14 protein-coding genes are annotated in these 18,219 nt (G+C 39.8%); 4 read left to right on the forward strand and 10 right to left on the reverse strand.

Annotation, left to right across the window (positions count from 1 at the left end):
• Window positions 1–112: 112 nt before the first annotated feature.
• Both argC and acsA read right to left on the reverse strand, forming a co-directional pair.
• Window positions 113–1,147: an N-acetyl-gamma-glutamyl-phosphate reductase gene (gene argC, locus MKY71_RS12965; RefSeq protein ID WP_339172634.1), complete on the reverse strand. Its 1,035-nt coding sequence runs from the start codon at window positions 1,145–1,147 to the stop codon at window positions 113–115.
• A 200-nt stretch (window positions 1,148–1,347) separates the two neighbouring features.
• Complete coding sequence (acsA, locus tag MKY71_RS12970) at window positions 1,348–3,075, reverse strand: acetate--CoA ligase (protein WP_445683738.1); 1,728 nt, start codon at window positions 3,073–3,075, stop codon at window positions 1,348–1,350.
• 164 nt (window positions 3,076–3,239) lie between these two features.
• On the opposite strand from acsA, the gene MKY71_RS12975 reads away from it, so the two are divergent.
• The 3 genes from MKY71_RS12975 to MKY71_RS12985 are packed head-to-tail and all read left to right on the forward strand — an operon-like array spanning window position 3,240 to window position 5,705.
• On the forward strand, window positions 3,240–3,872 hold the full coding sequence (locus MKY71_RS12975) for a GNAT family N-acetyltransferase (RefSeq protein ID WP_340732879.1): 633 nt from the start codon (window positions 3,240–3,242) through the stop codon (window positions 3,870–3,872).
• 25 nt (window positions 3,873–3,897) lie between these two features.
• Complete coding sequence (locus MKY71_RS12980) at window positions 3,898–4,545, forward strand: acetoin utilization AcuB family protein (RefSeq protein WP_340732881.1); 648 nt, start codon at window positions 3,898–3,900, stop codon at window positions 4,543–4,545.
• Window positions 4,542–5,705 carry an acetoin utilization protein AcuC gene (locus MKY71_RS12985; protein WP_339172641.1) on the forward strand — a complete coding sequence of 388 codons (1,164 nt, stop codon included), beginning with the start codon at window positions 4,542–4,544 and terminating at the stop codon, window positions 5,703–5,705. Before MKY71_RS12980 ends, MKY71_RS12985 begins: the two co-directional genes overlap by 4 nt.
• Before the next feature lie 78 nt (window positions 5,706–5,783).
• Here the strand turns inward: MKY71_RS12985 and ccpA are convergent, their stop codons facing one another.
• The gene (ccpA, locus tag MKY71_RS12990; protein ID WP_340732882.1) at window positions 5,784–6,782 is read right to left on the reverse strand and encodes a catabolite control protein A; all 999 of its coding nucleotides are present in this window, start codon (window positions 6,780–6,782) and stop codon (window positions 5,784–5,786) included.
• Between the two features lie 244 nt (window positions 6,783–7,026).
• Complete coding sequence (locus MKY71_RS12995) at window positions 7,027–8,112, reverse strand: bifunctional 3-deoxy-7-phosphoheptulonate synthase/chorismate mutase (RefSeq protein WP_339172646.1); 1,086 nt, start codon at window positions 8,110–8,112, stop codon at window positions 7,027–7,029.
• Window positions 8,113–8,289: 177 nt separating this feature from the next.
• Here MKY71_RS12995 and MKY71_RS13000 point away from each other — a divergent pair, with 177 nt between their 5' ends.
• On the forward strand, window positions 8,290–10,446 hold the full coding sequence (locus MKY71_RS13000) for a cell division FtsA domain-containing protein (RefSeq protein WP_340732884.1): 2,157 nt from the start codon (window positions 8,290–8,292) through the stop codon (window positions 10,444–10,446).
• Between the two features lie 39 nt (window positions 10,447–10,485).
• Here MKY71_RS13000 and MKY71_RS13005 read toward each other — a convergent pair whose 3' ends face one another.
• The 6 genes from MKY71_RS13005 to MKY71_RS13030 all read right to left on the reverse strand — a co-directional run bounded on the left by MKY71_RS13005 (window position 10,486) and on the right by MKY71_RS13030 (window position 18,164).
• Window positions 10,486–10,962 carry a YtxH domain-containing protein gene (locus MKY71_RS13005; protein WP_339172650.1) on the reverse strand — a complete coding sequence of 159 codons (477 nt, stop codon included), beginning with the start codon at window positions 10,960–10,962 and terminating at the stop codon, window positions 10,486–10,488.
• A 40-nt stretch (window positions 10,963–11,002) separates the two neighbouring features.
• Window positions 11,003–11,512 carry a DUF948 domain-containing protein gene (locus MKY71_RS13010; protein ID WP_339172652.1) on the reverse strand — a complete coding sequence of 170 codons (510 nt, stop codon included), beginning with the start codon at window positions 11,510–11,512 and terminating at the stop codon, window positions 11,003–11,005.
• 359 nt (window positions 11,513–11,871) lie between these two features.
• Window positions 11,872–13,170 carry a UDP-N-acetylmuramate--L-alanine ligase gene (gene murC / locus MKY71_RS13015; RefSeq protein ID WP_339172654.1) on the reverse strand — a complete coding sequence of 433 codons (1,299 nt, stop codon included), beginning with the start codon at window positions 13,168–13,170 and terminating at the stop codon, window positions 11,872–11,874.
• A gap of 144 nt (window positions 13,171–13,314) precedes the next feature.
• On the reverse strand, window positions 13,315–16,527 hold the full coding sequence (locus tag MKY71_RS13020) for a DNA translocase FtsK (protein WP_340732887.1): 3,213 nt from the start codon (window positions 16,525–16,527) through the stop codon (window positions 13,315–13,317).
• Window positions 16,528–16,737: 210 nt separating this feature from the next.
• Complete coding sequence (gene ytpR / locus MKY71_RS13025) at window positions 16,738–17,352, reverse strand: YtpR family tRNA-binding protein (protein WP_339172659.1); 615 nt, start codon at window positions 17,350–17,352, stop codon at window positions 16,738–16,740.
• Window positions 17,349–18,164 (reverse strand): DUF1444 domain-containing protein, encoded by an 816-nt coding sequence (locus MKY71_RS13030; RefSeq protein WP_339172661.1) that lies wholly within the window; start codon window positions 18,162–18,164, stop codon window positions 17,349–17,351. Before MKY71_RS13030 ends, ytpR begins: the two co-directional genes overlap by 4 nt.
• Between the last annotated feature and the right edge of the window lie 55 nt (window positions 18,165–18,219).

Genomic DNA, 18,219 nt, shown 5'->3' on the forward strand with positions numbered 1-18,219 from the left:
CCCTTAATTGTCCTCGTCATAATCTGTTCGCTGATGAATGAGAAGGCACAATCGACTCGCCTTCCCCTCCAACCAATCAACTTGATAGTCATTTATTTCTCATCTTTATAAATCAAATAAAATACGGAACGAGTTGTAAGCCTGTTTGCTGCGGGAAGCCGAATTGGACATTCATGTTCTGAATAGCCTGGCCGGCAGCTCCTTTAACTAAATTATCGATCACACCGATAATCGTTGCCCGATTTGTCCTTTCATCGAGTTTCACATAAATATCACAATAGTTTGAACCTTTCACGCGATTTGTTCCCACTGCGGAAGCCTGTTGAATGACACGGACAAATGGATGATCTTTATATGTTTCTGTTAAACAGTCCACTAATTGTTTTTGAGTAACCCCTTCCGTTACTTGTGCATAGGAAGTTGCTAAAATACCTCGTGTCATCGGTACAAGATGCGTATTAAATGTTACTGTTGTTTCGATATCGGTAAACATTGAAATCGCTTGTTCGATTTCGGGAATGTGCTGATGTTCATTAATTTTATAAATCGAGAAGCTCTCATTTGCTTCACTGAAATGTGTTGCCTGTGACGGTTTGTTCCCTGCTCCTGAAATTCCGCTCTTCGCATCGATGACGAGGAAGCTCGGATCAATTAGACGATGTTTTATAAGAGGCAGGATGGATAATAAAACAGCCGTTGGATAGCAGCCCGGGTTGGCAATTAAATCTGCGTTTTCAATCGCCGACGCATTCCACTCCGTTAATCCGTAAACACTTCGATCCACAACTTCCTGTGGTGCCGGATTTTTTTTATACCATGTTTCATAGCTTGCTAAATTTTTCAGCCGGAAATCCCCGGATAAATCAATTAATTTTGGACCCCGTTCAACTAAAGATGGAAAAATCGTACTTGATACCCCGGATGGCGTACTTGCAAATATGACATCGTATTGCGCCAATGCCTCATCATCCAATTTAAGTAATGATTGATTATAAATATCCGTTAAATGCGGAAATTTATCCGAAAACTGAGTTCCTTCATCAGAAGATGTGAATAATCCAATTTCTTCTACTTCTTTATGATTATGCAAAAAACGCAGCAGTTCTAGCCCGCCGTACCCTGTTGCACCAATAATACCTGCCTTCATGTTGTCACCTCGTCAATTTTATATAACCGAAAAAATCTTTTACGAATTCTAAATGATAAAAATAAGTATAAGTATGTATATTTATTTAGTCAACTGTATTTTTATATAATTCTAGATTATTCTAAATTATTGTTCAATAATAATACAAAAGGCGCCTACATATGTAAGCGCCCCGATTTAAGAAGTACTGGCATATAAAATTAATCTTCCATTGTTGATAAGTCGCCTGCCGGTAAATCAAGTTCCCATGCCTTTAAAACACGGCGCATAATTTTACCGCTTCGGGTTTTCGGCAGCTTATCTCTGAATTCAATTTCGCGTGGTGCCGAATGGGCGGATAGACCGTTTTTTACAAAATCTCTAATATTCGATTCAAGCGCTTCGCTAGGCTCTACCCCTTCACGCAATGAAATAAATGCTTTAATAATTTCACCGCGCACCGGGTCTGGTTTTCCGATGACGCCTGCTTCCACTACATCAGGATGTTCAAGCAGTTTACTTTCCACTTCAAATGGTCCTACACGTTCTCCTGACGTCATAATGACATCGTCTACTCGACCCTGGAACCAGAAGTAACCTTCTTCATCCTTAAATGCAGAATCACCTGAAACATACCATTCTCCTTTTAAGAAATAGGATTCATAGCGTTCAGGGTTCCCCCAAATTTGCCGCATCATTGCAGGCCATCCTTTTTTGATGGCCAAATTCCCCATTGTATATGGCGGGACTTCATTGCCTTGATCATCTACAATCGTTGCATAAATACCTGGCACAGGTTTCCCCATCGAACCCGGCTTAATATCCATTGATGGGTAATTGCAGATCATATGGCCACCCGTTTCCGTCATCCACCATGTATCGTGAATACGGTGATTTAATATTTCCATACCCCACTTTACGACTTCCGGATTTAATGGTTCACCGACCGATAAAACGTGACGAAGAGTTGAAAGATTATATTTACCGATAATATTCGGACCTGCACCCATCAACATTCGAAATGCAGTTGGCGCACTATACCATACTGTGACACCATATTCCTCAATTGCTCCATACCAAGCCTGCGGACTAAATCGTCCCCCGATAACGACATTCGTCACACCATTTAACCATGGACCGAAAATCCCATAAGCCGTCCCTGTTACCCATCCAGGATCGGCTGTGCACCAGTAGATGTCATCCTCCTTTAAATCCAGTACCCATTGTGCTGTCTGATATTGCTGGATCATTGCATAATGGACCTGTAATACCCCTTTTGGAGCACCCGTTGAACCGGAAGTATAATGCAAAAGGGAGCCATCTTCCTTATCGACCCATTGAATGTCAAAATCCTGAGATGCCTCTGCAAAGTATTTATTAAAATCTAGTATCTTATCCGTTTCTTCAATATTTTCCCCGACAACAAAAACCGTTTTTAAAAGCGGCAGCTTCTCAAGCGGGACTCTGCTTAACAATGCTGGTGTTGTAATGATTGCGGTCGCTTCACTATCCATTAACCGGTCATATACGGCCCCTTCCATAAATGCTTCAAATAATGGCCCTACGATTGCGCCAATTTTCAATGCACCAATTAAGCTGAAATAAAGCTCCGGCGTGCGTGGCATAAAAATAAATATACGGTCCCCTTTTTTTAAGTCCGCCTTTTCCTTCAACACATTCGCAGCCTTATTTGTATGACGTTTCATATCATAAAAAGAATAGGCTTCTTTTCGATTCCCATCACTATAATAAAGAGCGACTTTGTTTTTGCGGTGTGTTGTTGCATGTCGGTCTATTGCTTCATATGCAATATTGACCTTCCCCGTTTCAAACCAAGAAAATGCTGTTTCACTATGTTGCCAAACATGATTCGCAGCTGTTTCCTCATAATTTTTTAAATTATGTTCCCCCGGAATGACTGCTAGCTTTTCCATTGTTTTCATCCCCATGAAAAATCCCCTTTCATTAAAAACTACAATCATTTTACAATAAAAATACTATAATAGGCAAAATATTTAAAACTTTCAATCAATTTAGTGACATCTCGCGAATTTAAGCGTATTTTCGCATGAAATAGAGTATAATAGATGTATTAAATGCAGGTGGTGTGATTATGATTCATGTGAAAAATTATTATCGTCTTGAATTCAAAACGAAGAATGGTAATGTTTTAGTAGAAGGACCTGTTTCTTCCGAAAAACTAGCTACCTACACATTACATGAAGATTTAAAAGCTTTCAGACCTTCCCATCAACAGCATGAAGCCCTTGTCGGGATTGCTAAGCTGGAAGAAGGGCGCATTATTGTCATTCGACAGGATAATATTATTGTCGGCTATGTCACGTATCTCTATCCAGACCCTTTGGAACGCTGGTCTGAGGATCGGATTCCGAATATGATTGAGCTTGGCGCCATTGAAGTCATTCCTTCTTTTAGAGGATCCGGCTCCGGCAAAAAATTATTGGAAGTATCATTTATGGATAATGCAATGGAAGATTATTTGGTCATTACAACTGAATATTACTGGCACTGGGATTTAAAAGGGACAGGTTTATCCGTGTGGGAATACCGGAATATGATGGAGAGAATGATGACATCCGTCAATTTCGAGTATTATGCAACAGATGATCCTGAAATCACTTCCCATCCTGCCAACTGTCTCATGGCGCGTGTGGGGGCACGTGTCGGAACTGAGACATTGGAGAGATTTGACAGACTTCGCTTTAGAAATCGTTTCATGTATTAATTCTTATCACAAAGGGGAATGAACTATGATTGTCGAAGAAATTATGCAAAGAGAGATACATACACTCCTGCCTGAAAACACAGTACGTGATGCTGTCGGACTAATGCGGGATAAAAATATCCGTCATGTGCCGATTGTAAACAAAGAGAATCTTGTTGTAGGCATCATTACAGACCATGACTTGAAAAACGCTTTGCCTTCCCGGTTACGCGAAGAACCGGACTCTACGGTTTATGATGCTCCAATCGAGAAAATCATGGTCAAAAATCCGATTGTCGGCCATCCGCTAGACTTCGTTGAAGAAGTAGCCATGACTTTTTATGATGCTAAAATCAGCTGTTTACCTATTGTTACTGCCGGAAAGCTGATCGGTATCGTCACGACGACTGATTTACTATATACTTACATCGAATTAACAGGCGCACATAAACCCGGATCTAAAATTGACATTCGGGTAAATGACAAGCCCGGTATGCTGTTTGAAATAACAAAAGTATTCCATGATAACAAGGCAAATGTATTAAGTGTTCTCGTATATCCTGATGGTGAAAATAAGAAGTCCCGAATTGTAAGTGTCCGTCTGCAAGTAATCAATCCGCTGCATATTATTGAAGAGTTGCGTAAGCAAGGATACGATGTATTGTGGCCAAACTTGCCTGGCGTTACATTATGAAAAAAGCTGTATTTATTTATTCACCAGAACAACTCACTTACAAATTTTCGGACACACACCCGTTTAACCACAAACGGTTACACTTAACGATTGATTTATTGAAAAATATCGGTGCCCTCAAGGATGAGGATATCGTCCCTGCCCGTATTGCGACAGATGAAGAAATTGCGCTGGCCCACGACATGCAATATATCGAAATCGTAAAAAAAGCTGGTCATGGCGAGTTAACACCCCAGCAAGGGGAACCATATGGTATTGGAACAGAGGATACACCGATATTCAAAAATATGCATGAAGCAAGCGCACTGCTCGTTGGCGGTACATTGCAGGCAGTCGATCAAGTACTGCAAGGTAAATCTCAGCATGCTTTAAACTTGGGCGGCGGACTTCATCACGGTTTCCGTGGAAAAGCATCCGGTTTTTGCATTTATAATGACAGCAGCGTAGCGATTAAATATATTCAGGAAAAGTATGGGCTACGCGTTTTATATGTAGATACTGATGCACATCATGGCGATGGTGTTCAATGGTCCTTTTATGATGATCCGAATGTATGTACATTATCGATTCATGAGACAGGCCGCTATTTATTCCCTGGTACAGGCAATATAACAGAGCGCGGGAACGGTGAAGGATACGGGACTTCTTTTAACTTCCCTATTGACGCATTTACAGAGGATGAGAGCTTCCTGGAAATATATGAACAGTCCATGCGTGAAGTATTTGAATTTTTCAAACCCGATGTCGTCTTGACGCAAAACGGTGCAGATGCCCATTATTTTGATCCGCTCACACATTTGTACGGGACAATGAACATTTACAAAGAAATACCAAAGCTTGCGCATAAATTGGCACATGAATATTGTGAAGGTCGCTGGATTGCAGTTGGCGGCGGTGGCTATGATATTTGGCGGGTCGTTCCGCGTGCTTGGTCACATATTTGGACGGAGATGACCGATCAGCCTGCCCCGACTGGACCGTTACCGCAGCAATGGCTCGATAAATGGCAGACGGAATCGCCTGTTCAGCTAATACCGACTTGGCATGATCCACAACCTTTATACGATCCGATTCCGCGTAAAGCTGAAATTGAGGAAAAAAATGCACGAATGCTTGAAAAAGCCCTACATATAATTCGTACAGAAAAAAACCGTTTATAATGTTGCTATAAATTCCGGGTGAAATTATAGAGCTATCCTAAAACAAAAGCGCCTGTCAGCTGTTGACAGACGCTTTTATTATTTACTTGAACCGCGCTTTTCTATGCGGTGTGGTAAGATGACATGTTGCTGTTCAACTTCCTCTTTGTTCATATACTTCGTTAATAAGCGCATTGCAACTGCTCCGATATCGTATAAAGGCAATACAACACTTGTCAGTCTAGGTCGTACCATGCGCGCTAGTTTTGAATTTTCGAAGCTGATGATTTCCACATCATTCGGTACATTTTTCCCGCTATCTTGAATGCCATGGACTAATCCAATTGCCAACTCATCATTCCCGACAAAAATGGCAGTAGGCGGTTGCTGTAGTTCACTTAAATTCGCCCAGCTTTCCAATCCGTCGTCATAAGAGCCATCTCCGGCATCAATTAAAGCATCATCTATTTCTATGTTTGCTTTTTTAAGGGCATCTTTATAGGCAGCAAGTTTATGCTGACCATTCACTGTATACTTTAACGGCCCTGAGACAAATGCAATTCTCATATGTCCATTATTAATAAGTGTTTCTACAGCTTCAAATGCCGCATTATAATAGTCAATATTTACAGAAGCTACTTTTTCAGTAGAACTGATAGACCCTGCCAATACAATCGGTACAGGGCAAGCCTCCACCGCACGTTGAATAGTGTCTGTTACCTCTTCACTCATCATCACAATGCCATCCACTTGCTTCCCTAGCATCGTATCAAGTAACGTTAGTTCTTTTTCTTCATTTTGATCTGAATTCGCCAAAATAATGTTATAGCGGTACATTGTCGCAATATCTTCAATGCCTCGAGCAAGCTCGGCATTTAAATTATTCGAAATATCAGGGATGATGACTCCTACTGATGTTGTTTTTTTACTTGCTAAGCCACGTGCTACTGCATTTGGACGATATTCCAGACGCTCTATCACTTCCAACACTTTTTTTCTTGTTGCAGGCTTAACATTTTGATTTCCATTTACTACGCGAGATACGGTTGCCATTGATACATTCGCCTCACGTGCAACATCATAAATTGTGACAGTCAAAAGTTTCTCCCCCTTTTTTATCTTAGTGATACAAGTTTTTCAAATTGACTAGTAATACTAATTGTTATGTATAGCTTCATCATATAATATTTTCATTTCTCTTTTCAATCCAAAACCTAGTGAATACCTGGTTTTTTCATCAATTGTCTTAAAATATTCAAAAAATATGCCATCAACACGGAAGCACTTGCGAAAAATACAGAAAGGCCCATGTTGAAATGACTCAACATGGGCTTATTAATATTTATTTTGACACTTCGTATTGTTTCATGAATTTTAATAGTTCATCGTAGTATGCATTGAATGTCGGGATATCCATTTGCTGTTGCTGATCCGATAATGCGATTGATGGATCTGGATGCACTTCTGCCATGACACCGTCTGCTCCAATAGCGATTGCCGCTTTTGAACATGGCAACAATAAATCACGGCGACCTGTAGAATGCGTCACGTCTACCATTACCGGTAAATGAGTTTCTTGTTTTAAAATCGGAACTGCCGAAATATCCAATGTGTTACGAGTAGCTTTTTCATATGTGCGGATACCGCGTTCACATAAAATAATGTTTTCATTACCTTTTGACATGATGTATTCTGCTGCATGGATGAACTCATCAATTGTTGCTGCAAGACCGCGTTTTAATAATACAGGCTTATTTGTTGATCCAGCCGCTTTTAATAGTTCAAAGTTTTGCATATTACGAGCACCAATCTGAATGACATCAATGTAATCTAATGCATGATCTAAATCAGCTGGTGTTACGATTTCTGTGATAACACCTAAACCGTATTCTTTTGAAACATCTTTTAGAATTTTAAGCCCGTCCAGACCTAAACCTTGGAAATCATACGGTGATGTACGTGGTTTGTATGCACCGCCACGGATCAGTTTTAATCCTTTTTCCTGGATTGTTGCAGCTACTGCGGCAACTTGTTCATATGATTCAACCGCACATGGTCCAAATACGAAAGAAGGAGCACCTGTACCGATTAATTCACCATTAACATTAATGACAGTATCTTCTGACTTTTCTTTACGTGAAACGAGTAATTCTTTTTTCTTTTCTGCTTCTAATTGTTTAAGCGCTGTTTTGAAGATTTGTTTAAAAATATAATCAACCGTCATTTGATTTAACGGACCGTTATTGTTTTCTTTAATTAAGTCAAGCATATGACGCTCGCGTAGCGGATCATAGCGATTCACACCTTGTTTTTCTTTAATCTTACCAATTTCTTCTACTACAGTTGCACGTTCATTTATTAAACGTAAAATTTCTAAGTTCAGGCTGTCAATCTGGCTACGTAAGCTTTCTAAATCTTGTTGATGCATATTCCTCTACCCCTCTTCTTTGCGTATCCGGCACTTTCAGTTAAATAAAAAGTATGATACATTTTTAAGTAATAATCTTATTATAATCAAACTATTGTAGAATGTCACGCATTTTTAATTTAGCGCTTCAACTCGCTAAAGTATATTGTGATAATAATAGAAAGGAAGCGTTTTCATATGGCAAACAAATTGTTCGCACTTGATATTGGAACACGGTCCGTTGTCGGCATTATTTTAGAGCAGCATGCAGACACCTACCATGTTGCCGATATATTAGTAAAAGAACATAAAGAGCGTGCAATGGTTGATGGCCAAATACATAACGTCCTGTATGTAGCGGAGCTAATACAGGAAATCAAGACTGAATTGGAAGAAACGCATGGTCCTTTGGAGAAAGTGAGTGTAGCAGCAGCCGGGCGTGCATTAAAGACCGAACAGGCCAGTGTTTCCATTTCTATTAAAAACCGACCGATCTTTACGGAAGAAGATATTAACCGCCTGGAGCTGCAAGCCGTTCAGCAGGCGCAGCAACAATTATTGCTCCATAAGGAAGATACAAAAAATAACCATTATTATTGTGTCGGCTATTCCGTTTTATATTTCCGTTTGGATGGTGAAGAAATTGGAAGCCTCCTTGATCAGCAAGGTGATGAAGCATCCGTTGAAGTGATTGCCACTTTCCTGCCACGTGTTGTAGTGGAATCATTGCTTGCCGCATTAAAGCGAGCCGATTTGGAGATGGAGGCGCTCACGTTAGAACCGATTGCCGCAATCAATGTCCTTATTCCACCATCTATGCGCCGCTTAAATGTGGCACTTGTTGATATTGGTGCCGGAACTTCGGATATTGCCATCACAGACAAAAGTACGGTTGTCGCATACGGAATGGTGCCGACTGCCGGTGATGAGATTACCGAAAGTTTAAGTGACCATTATTTACTGGATTTCCCGGTCGCTGAAATGGCAAAGCGCCAATTGCATACGAGCGAGGAAATTCTCATCCAGGATATTTTAGGATTTGACGAACATTACCCACGGGAAGAAGTAATTAAAGCAATATACCCTGCGATTGAAAATTTGGCAAAGTCCATTGGCGAGGAAATTTTAAGGTTAAACAATAACATCCCACCAAAAGCGGTCATGTTAGTCGGCGGCGGGAGCTTAACACCCCGCTTGCCGGAAGAAATCGGCAAAACACTAAATTTGCCGGCTAACCGTGTGGCGGTACGTGATGTGAATGCCATACAGAATTTAACACGCGCACAGAATATTGCTGCAACGCCTGAGCTTGTGACACCGATTGGAATTGCGATTGCTGCACAAAAAGCGCCGATTCATTACATGTCAATTCAAGTGAACGAACAAATCGTAAGACTATTTGAATTAAAGGAAATGACTGTCGGTGATGCATTTTTGGCTGCGAATATTAGAGCAAAACAATTATACGGCAAGCCAGGACATGGATTGTCGATAACAGTGAACGGTCAAAATGTTTTCGTGCCTGGTGAACATGGTCAGCCTGCACAAATTATACTCAATGGGGAAAATGCCTCGATTAAATCTCTTATTAAAAATGGAGATCAAATAAAACTGATTCCAGGAAAAGATGGGACAGCCGCAGCTGTTACTATTGGAGATATTATTGACCATGCTTCCGTCATGACTGTGACAATTCAAGAAAAGCCATATAATATTAAACCGAAAGTATTTGTAAACGGTAAAATCGTCAAACTCGATACACCTATACAGGACCGAGACGTAATTGTCGTCGAAACAATCGAAACGGTAGAAGATGCATTGAAGTCATTGAACCAATCTGTGCATATGCAGCAGTTCCAATCTTATTTTGTTCATATCGACGGGAAACCTGTATCATTCCCTGATTTTTCATCACAGCTTTTCATTAACGGAAAGCTAGGGAAACTGCATTACCCTATTCAAAATGGGGATATTATTACATTTGAACAACGCCATTTACCGACAGCTGAACAAATTGCAGCACATTTAAATTTATTGCTGGAAGAAAAAGCAATCGTATCGTTTCAGCATGAACAAGTCGAACTTGTAAAAGTAGCCCGTGAGTTTTTACTAAACGGTCAAGTAGTCCAACATGAAGCAATTGTGCCGAATGGGGCTACAATTAATATTATCGAGAAAGATACAAGCAAGTGGATTTATCAGGATGTCTTTCGTTTTTCCAACTGGCAGCTACCTGCAACATTTAAAGGGTCATTTACGATTTTACGGAATGGACAGCCCTCTTCGTTTGATGCCGAAATCTTCGGTGGTGACCAATTGGAAATTCAGCTAACGGATCAACCGGTTATTGAATAAAATAAAAAACGGCTCCCCATATTTTGGGAGCCGTTTTTCTTATTGTACATCTGTATGGCGTGTTGAGTTTGGTGCGATATCCGGGTCTGTATTTACACTATCCGGATCCGGAGATTCAGCAGCAAGTACTTCTTCATCGACCATTTTGTCTAATGGTAATGGTTCCTCACCTTCCGATGAAGCTGTTCCATCATCCATAACAGGTGGTTGTTTTGCTGTCTTTGCTTTTACTTTTTCAACAATTGAAGAAGACTGCTCTTTTAATTGCGTTGAAAGCTGTGCTGTCTTTTCCTTTGCCGTACCAGAAAGCTCAATACTCTTATCTTTTAATGTAACAGCTTGTACCGCCACATCATTACGCATTTCACTGCCTGTCTTCGGTGTCAGTAATAATGCTGTCGCTACACCGACAATACCGCCTACCAATGCTCCGATAACAAAATCCTTAACATGAATTTTTTCATCATCATAAATCGAATCATTTAATCGGTTATAATCATAACGTGTTTCTTCCATTTTAAAAACTCCCCCTTGTTATTGAATGTCGTTTCCCTTATTACTTGCGTTTTAAGAAACCAAACTTTGACTTCTGGCCTAAATTTGGTGGTGTTTCATTTGTTTTAGTACTCGTATACACAATATCTTCTTCATTAATCGGCTTGCGCTGACGCCATTGATCTGCAATCCCCATTGCTACATTACTCCATTGAACGACTTGCGCAATCTTGTCTTCATTTTTATGCACTTCTGTTGAGATCGATGTTGTAATACGTTGAACGGATGAATTCAAGTTATTAACAGAATCACCAACACCTTTTACAGCATGCATTACTGAATTTAACTTCTCCGATTTATCTGAAATATCATCTGCCAGTGCATTCGTTTTTGTAAGAAGGCTTGTTGTCTCACGTGTAATGCCTTCCATTTGTCCTTCAATACCGGCAACTGTTCCTGCAATTGAATTTAATGTATTCTTCACAGAAAACAATGTCATACCAATACTTACACATAGGACTAAAAATCCGATTGCAGCCACTAATGCCGCAATATAAAGTAATACTTCCATCAAATATAACCTCCTCTATCTAGTTCCATTTATTACATTCGACAAAAATTGCGACAATCCTTTTCCTAGAAAAGCATTTTTTCCGCAAAACCCTCAAGAAATACAAGCTTTTCTTACGTGAATACCATTAATTTGTTATTTATTTATTCACTATAGGCGAATGACCTTTTTGTCCATGCTTTCATATTCCCCAATCTGTAGATGAATAAAACCCTTTATGGAGAGAAGTTCTACATTTCCCCGCAATAACGGAAAGCCCAATTGGTTCATTCAAAACACATTGTTGGTCGTCACAAGTATTTCACGTTATGTATGGAAAAACAGCTTATCCTTTAGTTTGAGGTTAAGCTGTTTTTCAATTAGTTCAAAATTGCTTCAAAAGCATCTTGATATTTATGAACATCTCCCGCTCCCATGAACAGGAATACGGCATTTTCATGTTTTTTAAGTTGATCAATTGTTTCAAGTGTTAAAACAATACAGCCATCAATTAAGTTTGCTAAATCCTGAATTGAAAGCTCACCTTGTTTTTCACGTGCCGAACCAAAAATATCACATAAGTAGGTTGCGTCGGCACCGCTCAAACTATCCGCAAAGTTTTGTAAAAATGCTTTAGTTCGAGTAAAGGTATGCGGCTGGAATACCGCAACAACTTCACGATCCGGATACTTTTGGCGTGCTGATTGCAAAGTTGCCGCGATTTCTGTTGGATGATGTGCATAATCATCTACTAAAATCGCATTGCCCATTTTCGTTTCAGTAAAGCGACGTTTTACCCCGCCATATGTGTTAAGGCGTTCTTGTATCAGCTTTGCCGGAACCCCTTCATAATGACACAGTGAGATTACCGCCAACGAGTTTAAAATCGTATGATCACCGAATAACGGGATAAAGAACTTACTGTAAAACTCATTTCGAACATAAACATCAAACTCCGTACCTTCCGATGTTTTAACGATATTACGCGCTGAAAAATCATTAGCAGGATCAAAACCGTAGTAGACAACCGGTACATTGGCTTGAATTTTCTGAAGCTGTTCATCATCACCGCAAGCAATAATTGCTTTATTCACCTGTAAAGCAAGCTGTTGGAAAGCATCATATACATCATCAATGCTTGTGAAATAATCCGGGTGATCAAAATCAATATTTGTCATGATTGCATAATCCGGATGATACGCTAAAAAGTGGCGACGGTATTCGCATGCTTCCATAACAAAATATGAAGCATCTTCTTTACCTGAACCAGTACCATCACCGATTAAATACGATGTCGGCATATAACCGCCTATAACATGGCTCATTAAACCAGTCGTAGACGTCTTACCGTGTGCACCTGTAATGGCAATAGAAGTATAGCGATTGCTGTATTCGCCTAAAAACTTATGGTAGCGAATAACTTCAACACCCAACTCGCGTGCACGAACTAATTCTGGATGATCATCATTAAATGCATTCCCTGCAATAACGGTTAAACCTTCTTTAATATTGTTTTCATCGAAATTTAAAATTTCTATTCCTCGATCACGTAATGGTTGTTCCGTAAAATAATATGTTTCATAGTCGGAACCTTGAACTTCCTCTCCTGCATCAAATAGAATTTGTGCCAGGGAACTCATGCCTGAACCTTTAATACCGGTAAAATGATAGCGTGTCATTATTTATAAAACCCTCCTAGGATACGAAGACCCCATTGAATTATCAATTTATTGTTTCAAAGTATGCCTACATTATAGCACTAAATACACGTTACGATAATTGAACGACAATTCTAATTTTTTATTGTTCAACTTGCTGGTGCATTAGCCTCCGAATTGCTCAAACAGCTCTTCCTCTGTAATATATACATCTCTTGGTTTGCTTCCTTTTGGTTCTGAAACATAACCATGTCGCTCTAACATATCGATTAATCTAGCTGCCCGATTATAGCCAATATGATAACGGCGTTGTAAAAGTGATGTCGATGCTGAGCCTTGTTCAAACACAAATCGGCATACCTCTTCAAACAACTCGTCTTGTTCCTCTATTGTTTCTGAGCGTTTTAATAGTTCTTCCTGTTTAAATATATATTGTGGCTCGCCTTGTTCACGTACATACTCGATTATTTCTTCGATTTCATCATCTGTTACGAATGTACCTTGAATACGTGTTGGAGCCGACATTCCATTTCCTAAATATAGCATATCTCCTCGACCGAGCAATCGTTCTGCGCCCTGTGAATCCAAAATTGTGCGAGAGTCGATTTGCGATGATACAGAAAAGGCGATACGCGTTGGAATATTGGACTTGATCAGACCTGTTATAACATCTACAGATGGGCGCTGTGTAGCAACAATTAAGTGTATTCCTGCAGCACGGGCCTTTTGCGTAATTCGTACAATGCTGTCTTCCACATCTTGCGGGGACATCATCATTAAATCTGCCAACTCATCGATGACAATTAATAAGTATGGAAGTTTCTGTGCATACATACCATTTGCATCGCACATTTTATTATATGCTTCTATTTTACGTGCACCGCTATGCATAAATAACTCATAACGTCTTTCCATTTCCTCTACTGCCCATTTTAATGCTGCAGTCGCGGCTTTAACATCTGTAATTACAGGGCTGACTAAATGCGGAATATGATTAAATGGCGCAAGTTCCACCATTTTCGGGTCAATCAGCATCAGCTTTAATTCATTCGGATTTGCTTTATACAGGAGGCTCACTAAAATCGAGTTAATACATACCGATTTACCTGAACCTGTCGCACCGGCAATCAGACCATGCGGCATTTTCCGTAAGTCGATTGTGACCGGCTTCCCTGTTAGATCCAATCCGAGTGCTGCCTCCAGTGGTGAATCCGAATCTTTAAAAGAAGCTGATTCTGTCACTTCCGAAAGGCGAACCGAACGAGAAATCCTGTTCGGAATCTCAATACCGATTGATCGCTTCCCTGGAATTGGCGCATCGATTCGAATATCTTTTGCAGCTAATGCCAATTTAATATCATCCGTTAAATTGCGGACTTTGCTTACCTTTGTGCCGTGTCCTACGGTAATTTCAAATTGAGTAACAGCCGGTCCTTGGACTATCGATTCAATTTGAGCCTGGACTTGGAAATGAGACAGTGCTTCCACTAAATTTTCGCCTTGCTCATCCATCCAGTCGCGGTCTTCCACCATTTCCTCTGGCGGTACTAAGTATTCAAGCGGTGGTTTCACATAAGGAATTCTTTTTACTGGTGGTGCTTCTATTACGGTTTCAGCTTCCTCTTCCATCACTTCTTGCGTAGATAATTCTTTTCCATCTGCCGTTTCTTCAACAATTGGCTCTTCCTCTACTTTAACTGACGGTAGTTCTGTCACTTCTTGAATTTCCGGTACTTCCTGAACGTTCAAAGTTTCCGGCACTTCTTCCACTACAGCTTCCGTAGTTGCTGCTACCTCTAATAGCTCTTCAACTTTTTCAGGTATATCGGATTCACGTTCCAGCAACCCTACAGATGTAGAAGTGGATGTGCGCATCGTTTCCTCTTCATACTGATTCGTCGGCTCATGCTTTATAACATGTTCGTTAAAATTGATTTCAGCATTTTCCTGTACTTGTCGTACTTCATTTTGCAATGGCTCTGTTGCTGGATTAACAGCTTCTGCTTCATCATTGTTTCCTTGCTGCACTGTATCCTCTAGTTCTGGATTAGCTTCATCTGTCTGTGCAGTCGGATGAATCATGTTCTCTTGCTTTACTTCATCTACTTTATTTTGTTTGCTTTGCATGCTAAGCTGCTGCTCGACAAATTGTTTTGTCATCAATTTTTGCTTATCTGACTTCAGCATCACCACATTAAACGGAACACGGCTTCTCGTACTGATTGGCTGAACTTCATCCGTTTCTTCCTTCTTCTCTTCAATTACAACGGCTTCTTCAGATGATGGAGGCATTTGCTCCACATTTAAATGACCGATATGAATCGTTGAATTTTCAATCGTTACATGTTTCACTTGAACATCATTGATTGTTTCTGTAGCTGAAGGTTCGTCTACTACAGCCTCTTCCACTTCATTTTCTACCTCACTAACCGCTTCTGTCAGATGTTCAACTACCTCTTCTTCCATCGGTTGCTGCTCTTCTTCAACTGATTCGTCCGTTTCGCCTAAAATTAATTCTTCCGGTTCAGGTGCTGGATCTGCCTCAGCTTCATATGCAGGTTCTAGTTCAGGTTCTGATTGTGACTCTGGTTCAAGGTTTTCAGTCTGTGAAATTTCTACTTCTTTACTAGACTCGTATATTCCTTGTTCAAGATTTGGCGCAGCTTGTTGTTCTTCCTCATTAGTTGGTATAACAACCTGCTCCATCGCTTGTTCTGCATTATCAGTATGTTCTTGTTCAGTTCGTAATTTAGGTTCCTGCTCTTCTTTTTTTAACTTTTCATCCTGCTGCTTTTCAATTAATTTTTCAATAGGTGACGGTTTTTTAAAACCATGGACAGGTGATGGAACGTCAGTAGGAATAAAACGTTTCCTAATTTCGATCGGTTTTAAAATTTGTTTATTTTCAGTTCTTTCACCACGTACAGGCTTATTGTGACGTATTGCTTCTCGTTCTTCTTTTAAATTTGGCAAACGGCGAACCGGGTCTCTTGTATGTGCTGCATTTGTATGACTTTTCCCTTTACGGCGGCGTTCCAGCAAATCCCGAATGCCGGAGACTTCAACATCATATACTTCCTTCGCAGAATGTTTTTGCAAATAATTCGGTAATGTCAGTTCTTCCTTATCATCATCATAAAAGCGCGTCGTTTGTCGCTGCTCATTTTCCGGTTTTACTGATTGCTCATAATTATCTTCTATTAGAGGAAAACGGAATGCTTTTTTTGGTGCATCAGGTTCTTCATAATAATCTTGCTGCGCTTGTGATTGGTTTGTCTGATTTATATCATCCGATTTTGGTGATTGTTCATACTCATCATATTCTTCATCTGAATCCATTTTAAATAGTTTATTAAATTTATTTTTAATCCAACTCATAAATACCACTTCTTTCCTTAAAAACATTGCCGTACAAATTCCACTATTTGCAACGGTCTTTATTCTTATTTAGATTGCTGTGCATAAATAATATACACCTCAAAAGCATATCATATTTGCCGGTTAAATGCGCTTTGTCGCTGATATTTTTAAGGATAAAAAAAAGTTAGTATGAGAGACTCAGCTCAACATACTAACTTATCGTACTTATTAACGAGTTGGAACTTCGAATGGGCTTCCTACTTCTGCAGAATCATCCAGTACTAAAATCCCTTTTACTTCAGGTGCACCTGGAATTGCCAGTTCACGTGCTGAGCAAAGCATACCGAATGAATCTTCACCACGCAGGTTACCTTCTTTGATCAGTAAACCTGAAGGCATTACAGCGCCAACTTTAGCTACAACTACTTTTTGGCCTGCATCAACATTCGGTGCTCCACATACGATCTGTAATGTTTCATCCCCGACATTTACTTTACAAACACTTAATTTATCTGCATTTGGATGCTTTTCTTTTGTTTCAACATAGCCAACTACAAATTTTGGTGAGAAGTCTACATCCAATGAGATTTCTGCGCCATTTGCTTTTAATGCCGCTTCTAGTTTTTCTACAAGCTCCGGTGTTACTTCCACATTTCCTGCAACATCCAGTTGTACGTACTTACTTGCATTAAAAAGGTTGAAAGCTTTCACTTCACCAGTTGTCTCTTCTTTTAAAATGGCTACATCGCCAGCGCGATCCATCGCTGTTTTTACGATTGACTCCATTGATAATTGAACTAATAGGACATCTCCTACGTGTGCTTTGTTGTAAGCTACTTTCATTTTTCTTCTTGCTCCTTTTTTACTTTGTTTTTCGCTAAAATAAATATTGGTTCTAAATGACCGTTTTCATATACAAATGACAAGCTCGTAATCGGAACCGCGCCAACTGTAAAGAAATGCATCGTCATCTGCGCTAATACATCATACCCTACTTCATTGCGAATATCACCAATAATTAATACATCCTGGTGCGGGACAGATACCGTCATTTCGCCTTCAATTTGGCCTTCCATTTCCTTTAAAAAGCTTTCGTTTAAAATTCGGCTTGCATCATAACCGTCATTCTGATTTAAAAAATAATATACATTACCTGAAACTTCATCCCGTTTAACAGAAGTCGGCAATTTTTTTACAGAAAAACGGGCAGCTTCGCGTATATGCTCCTCTGTTACATTTAATTTCGATAACATGGACTCATCGATTAAACGATATGTTGTGCCTAGATCAAGCGCATAATAAATACGTGTTTCCGCCGTATGATCTGTCATAATAAACGCATGTCCTTCATTCGACTTTTTAGGGAAAGATGTTGAGCGGATGATCGGATAAACCGATGCCAATCCAGCAAACCCCTGCTCTTTTTCCCGTTGCATCGCTAAAAAGGTTTGTTCGATTGTATAAATCACTTCATCGATTGCCTGCTGCTTTTTCTTTTCGTACTTCGTTAAAATTTCGGGTAAAGAAATATCCATACCCCGCCCGATTTTTTTATGTTCAAGACGTAATTTATCATGCTTTTCATCGAATGTGAATGTAAAGTTTGCCTCACCTAACTTAGCCTTCAGTTCAGCTACTAACTGTTTCGATTCCATTCAACCACTCCTTTATCTAATCAAAAACGGCTCACAAATGTGAACCGTTCCATTT

The organism is Solibacillus sp. FSL W7-1324, assembly GCF_038008025.1.
In the GTDB taxonomy this organism is placed as follows: domain Bacteria; phylum Bacillota; class Bacilli; order Bacillales_A; family Planococcaceae; genus Solibacillus.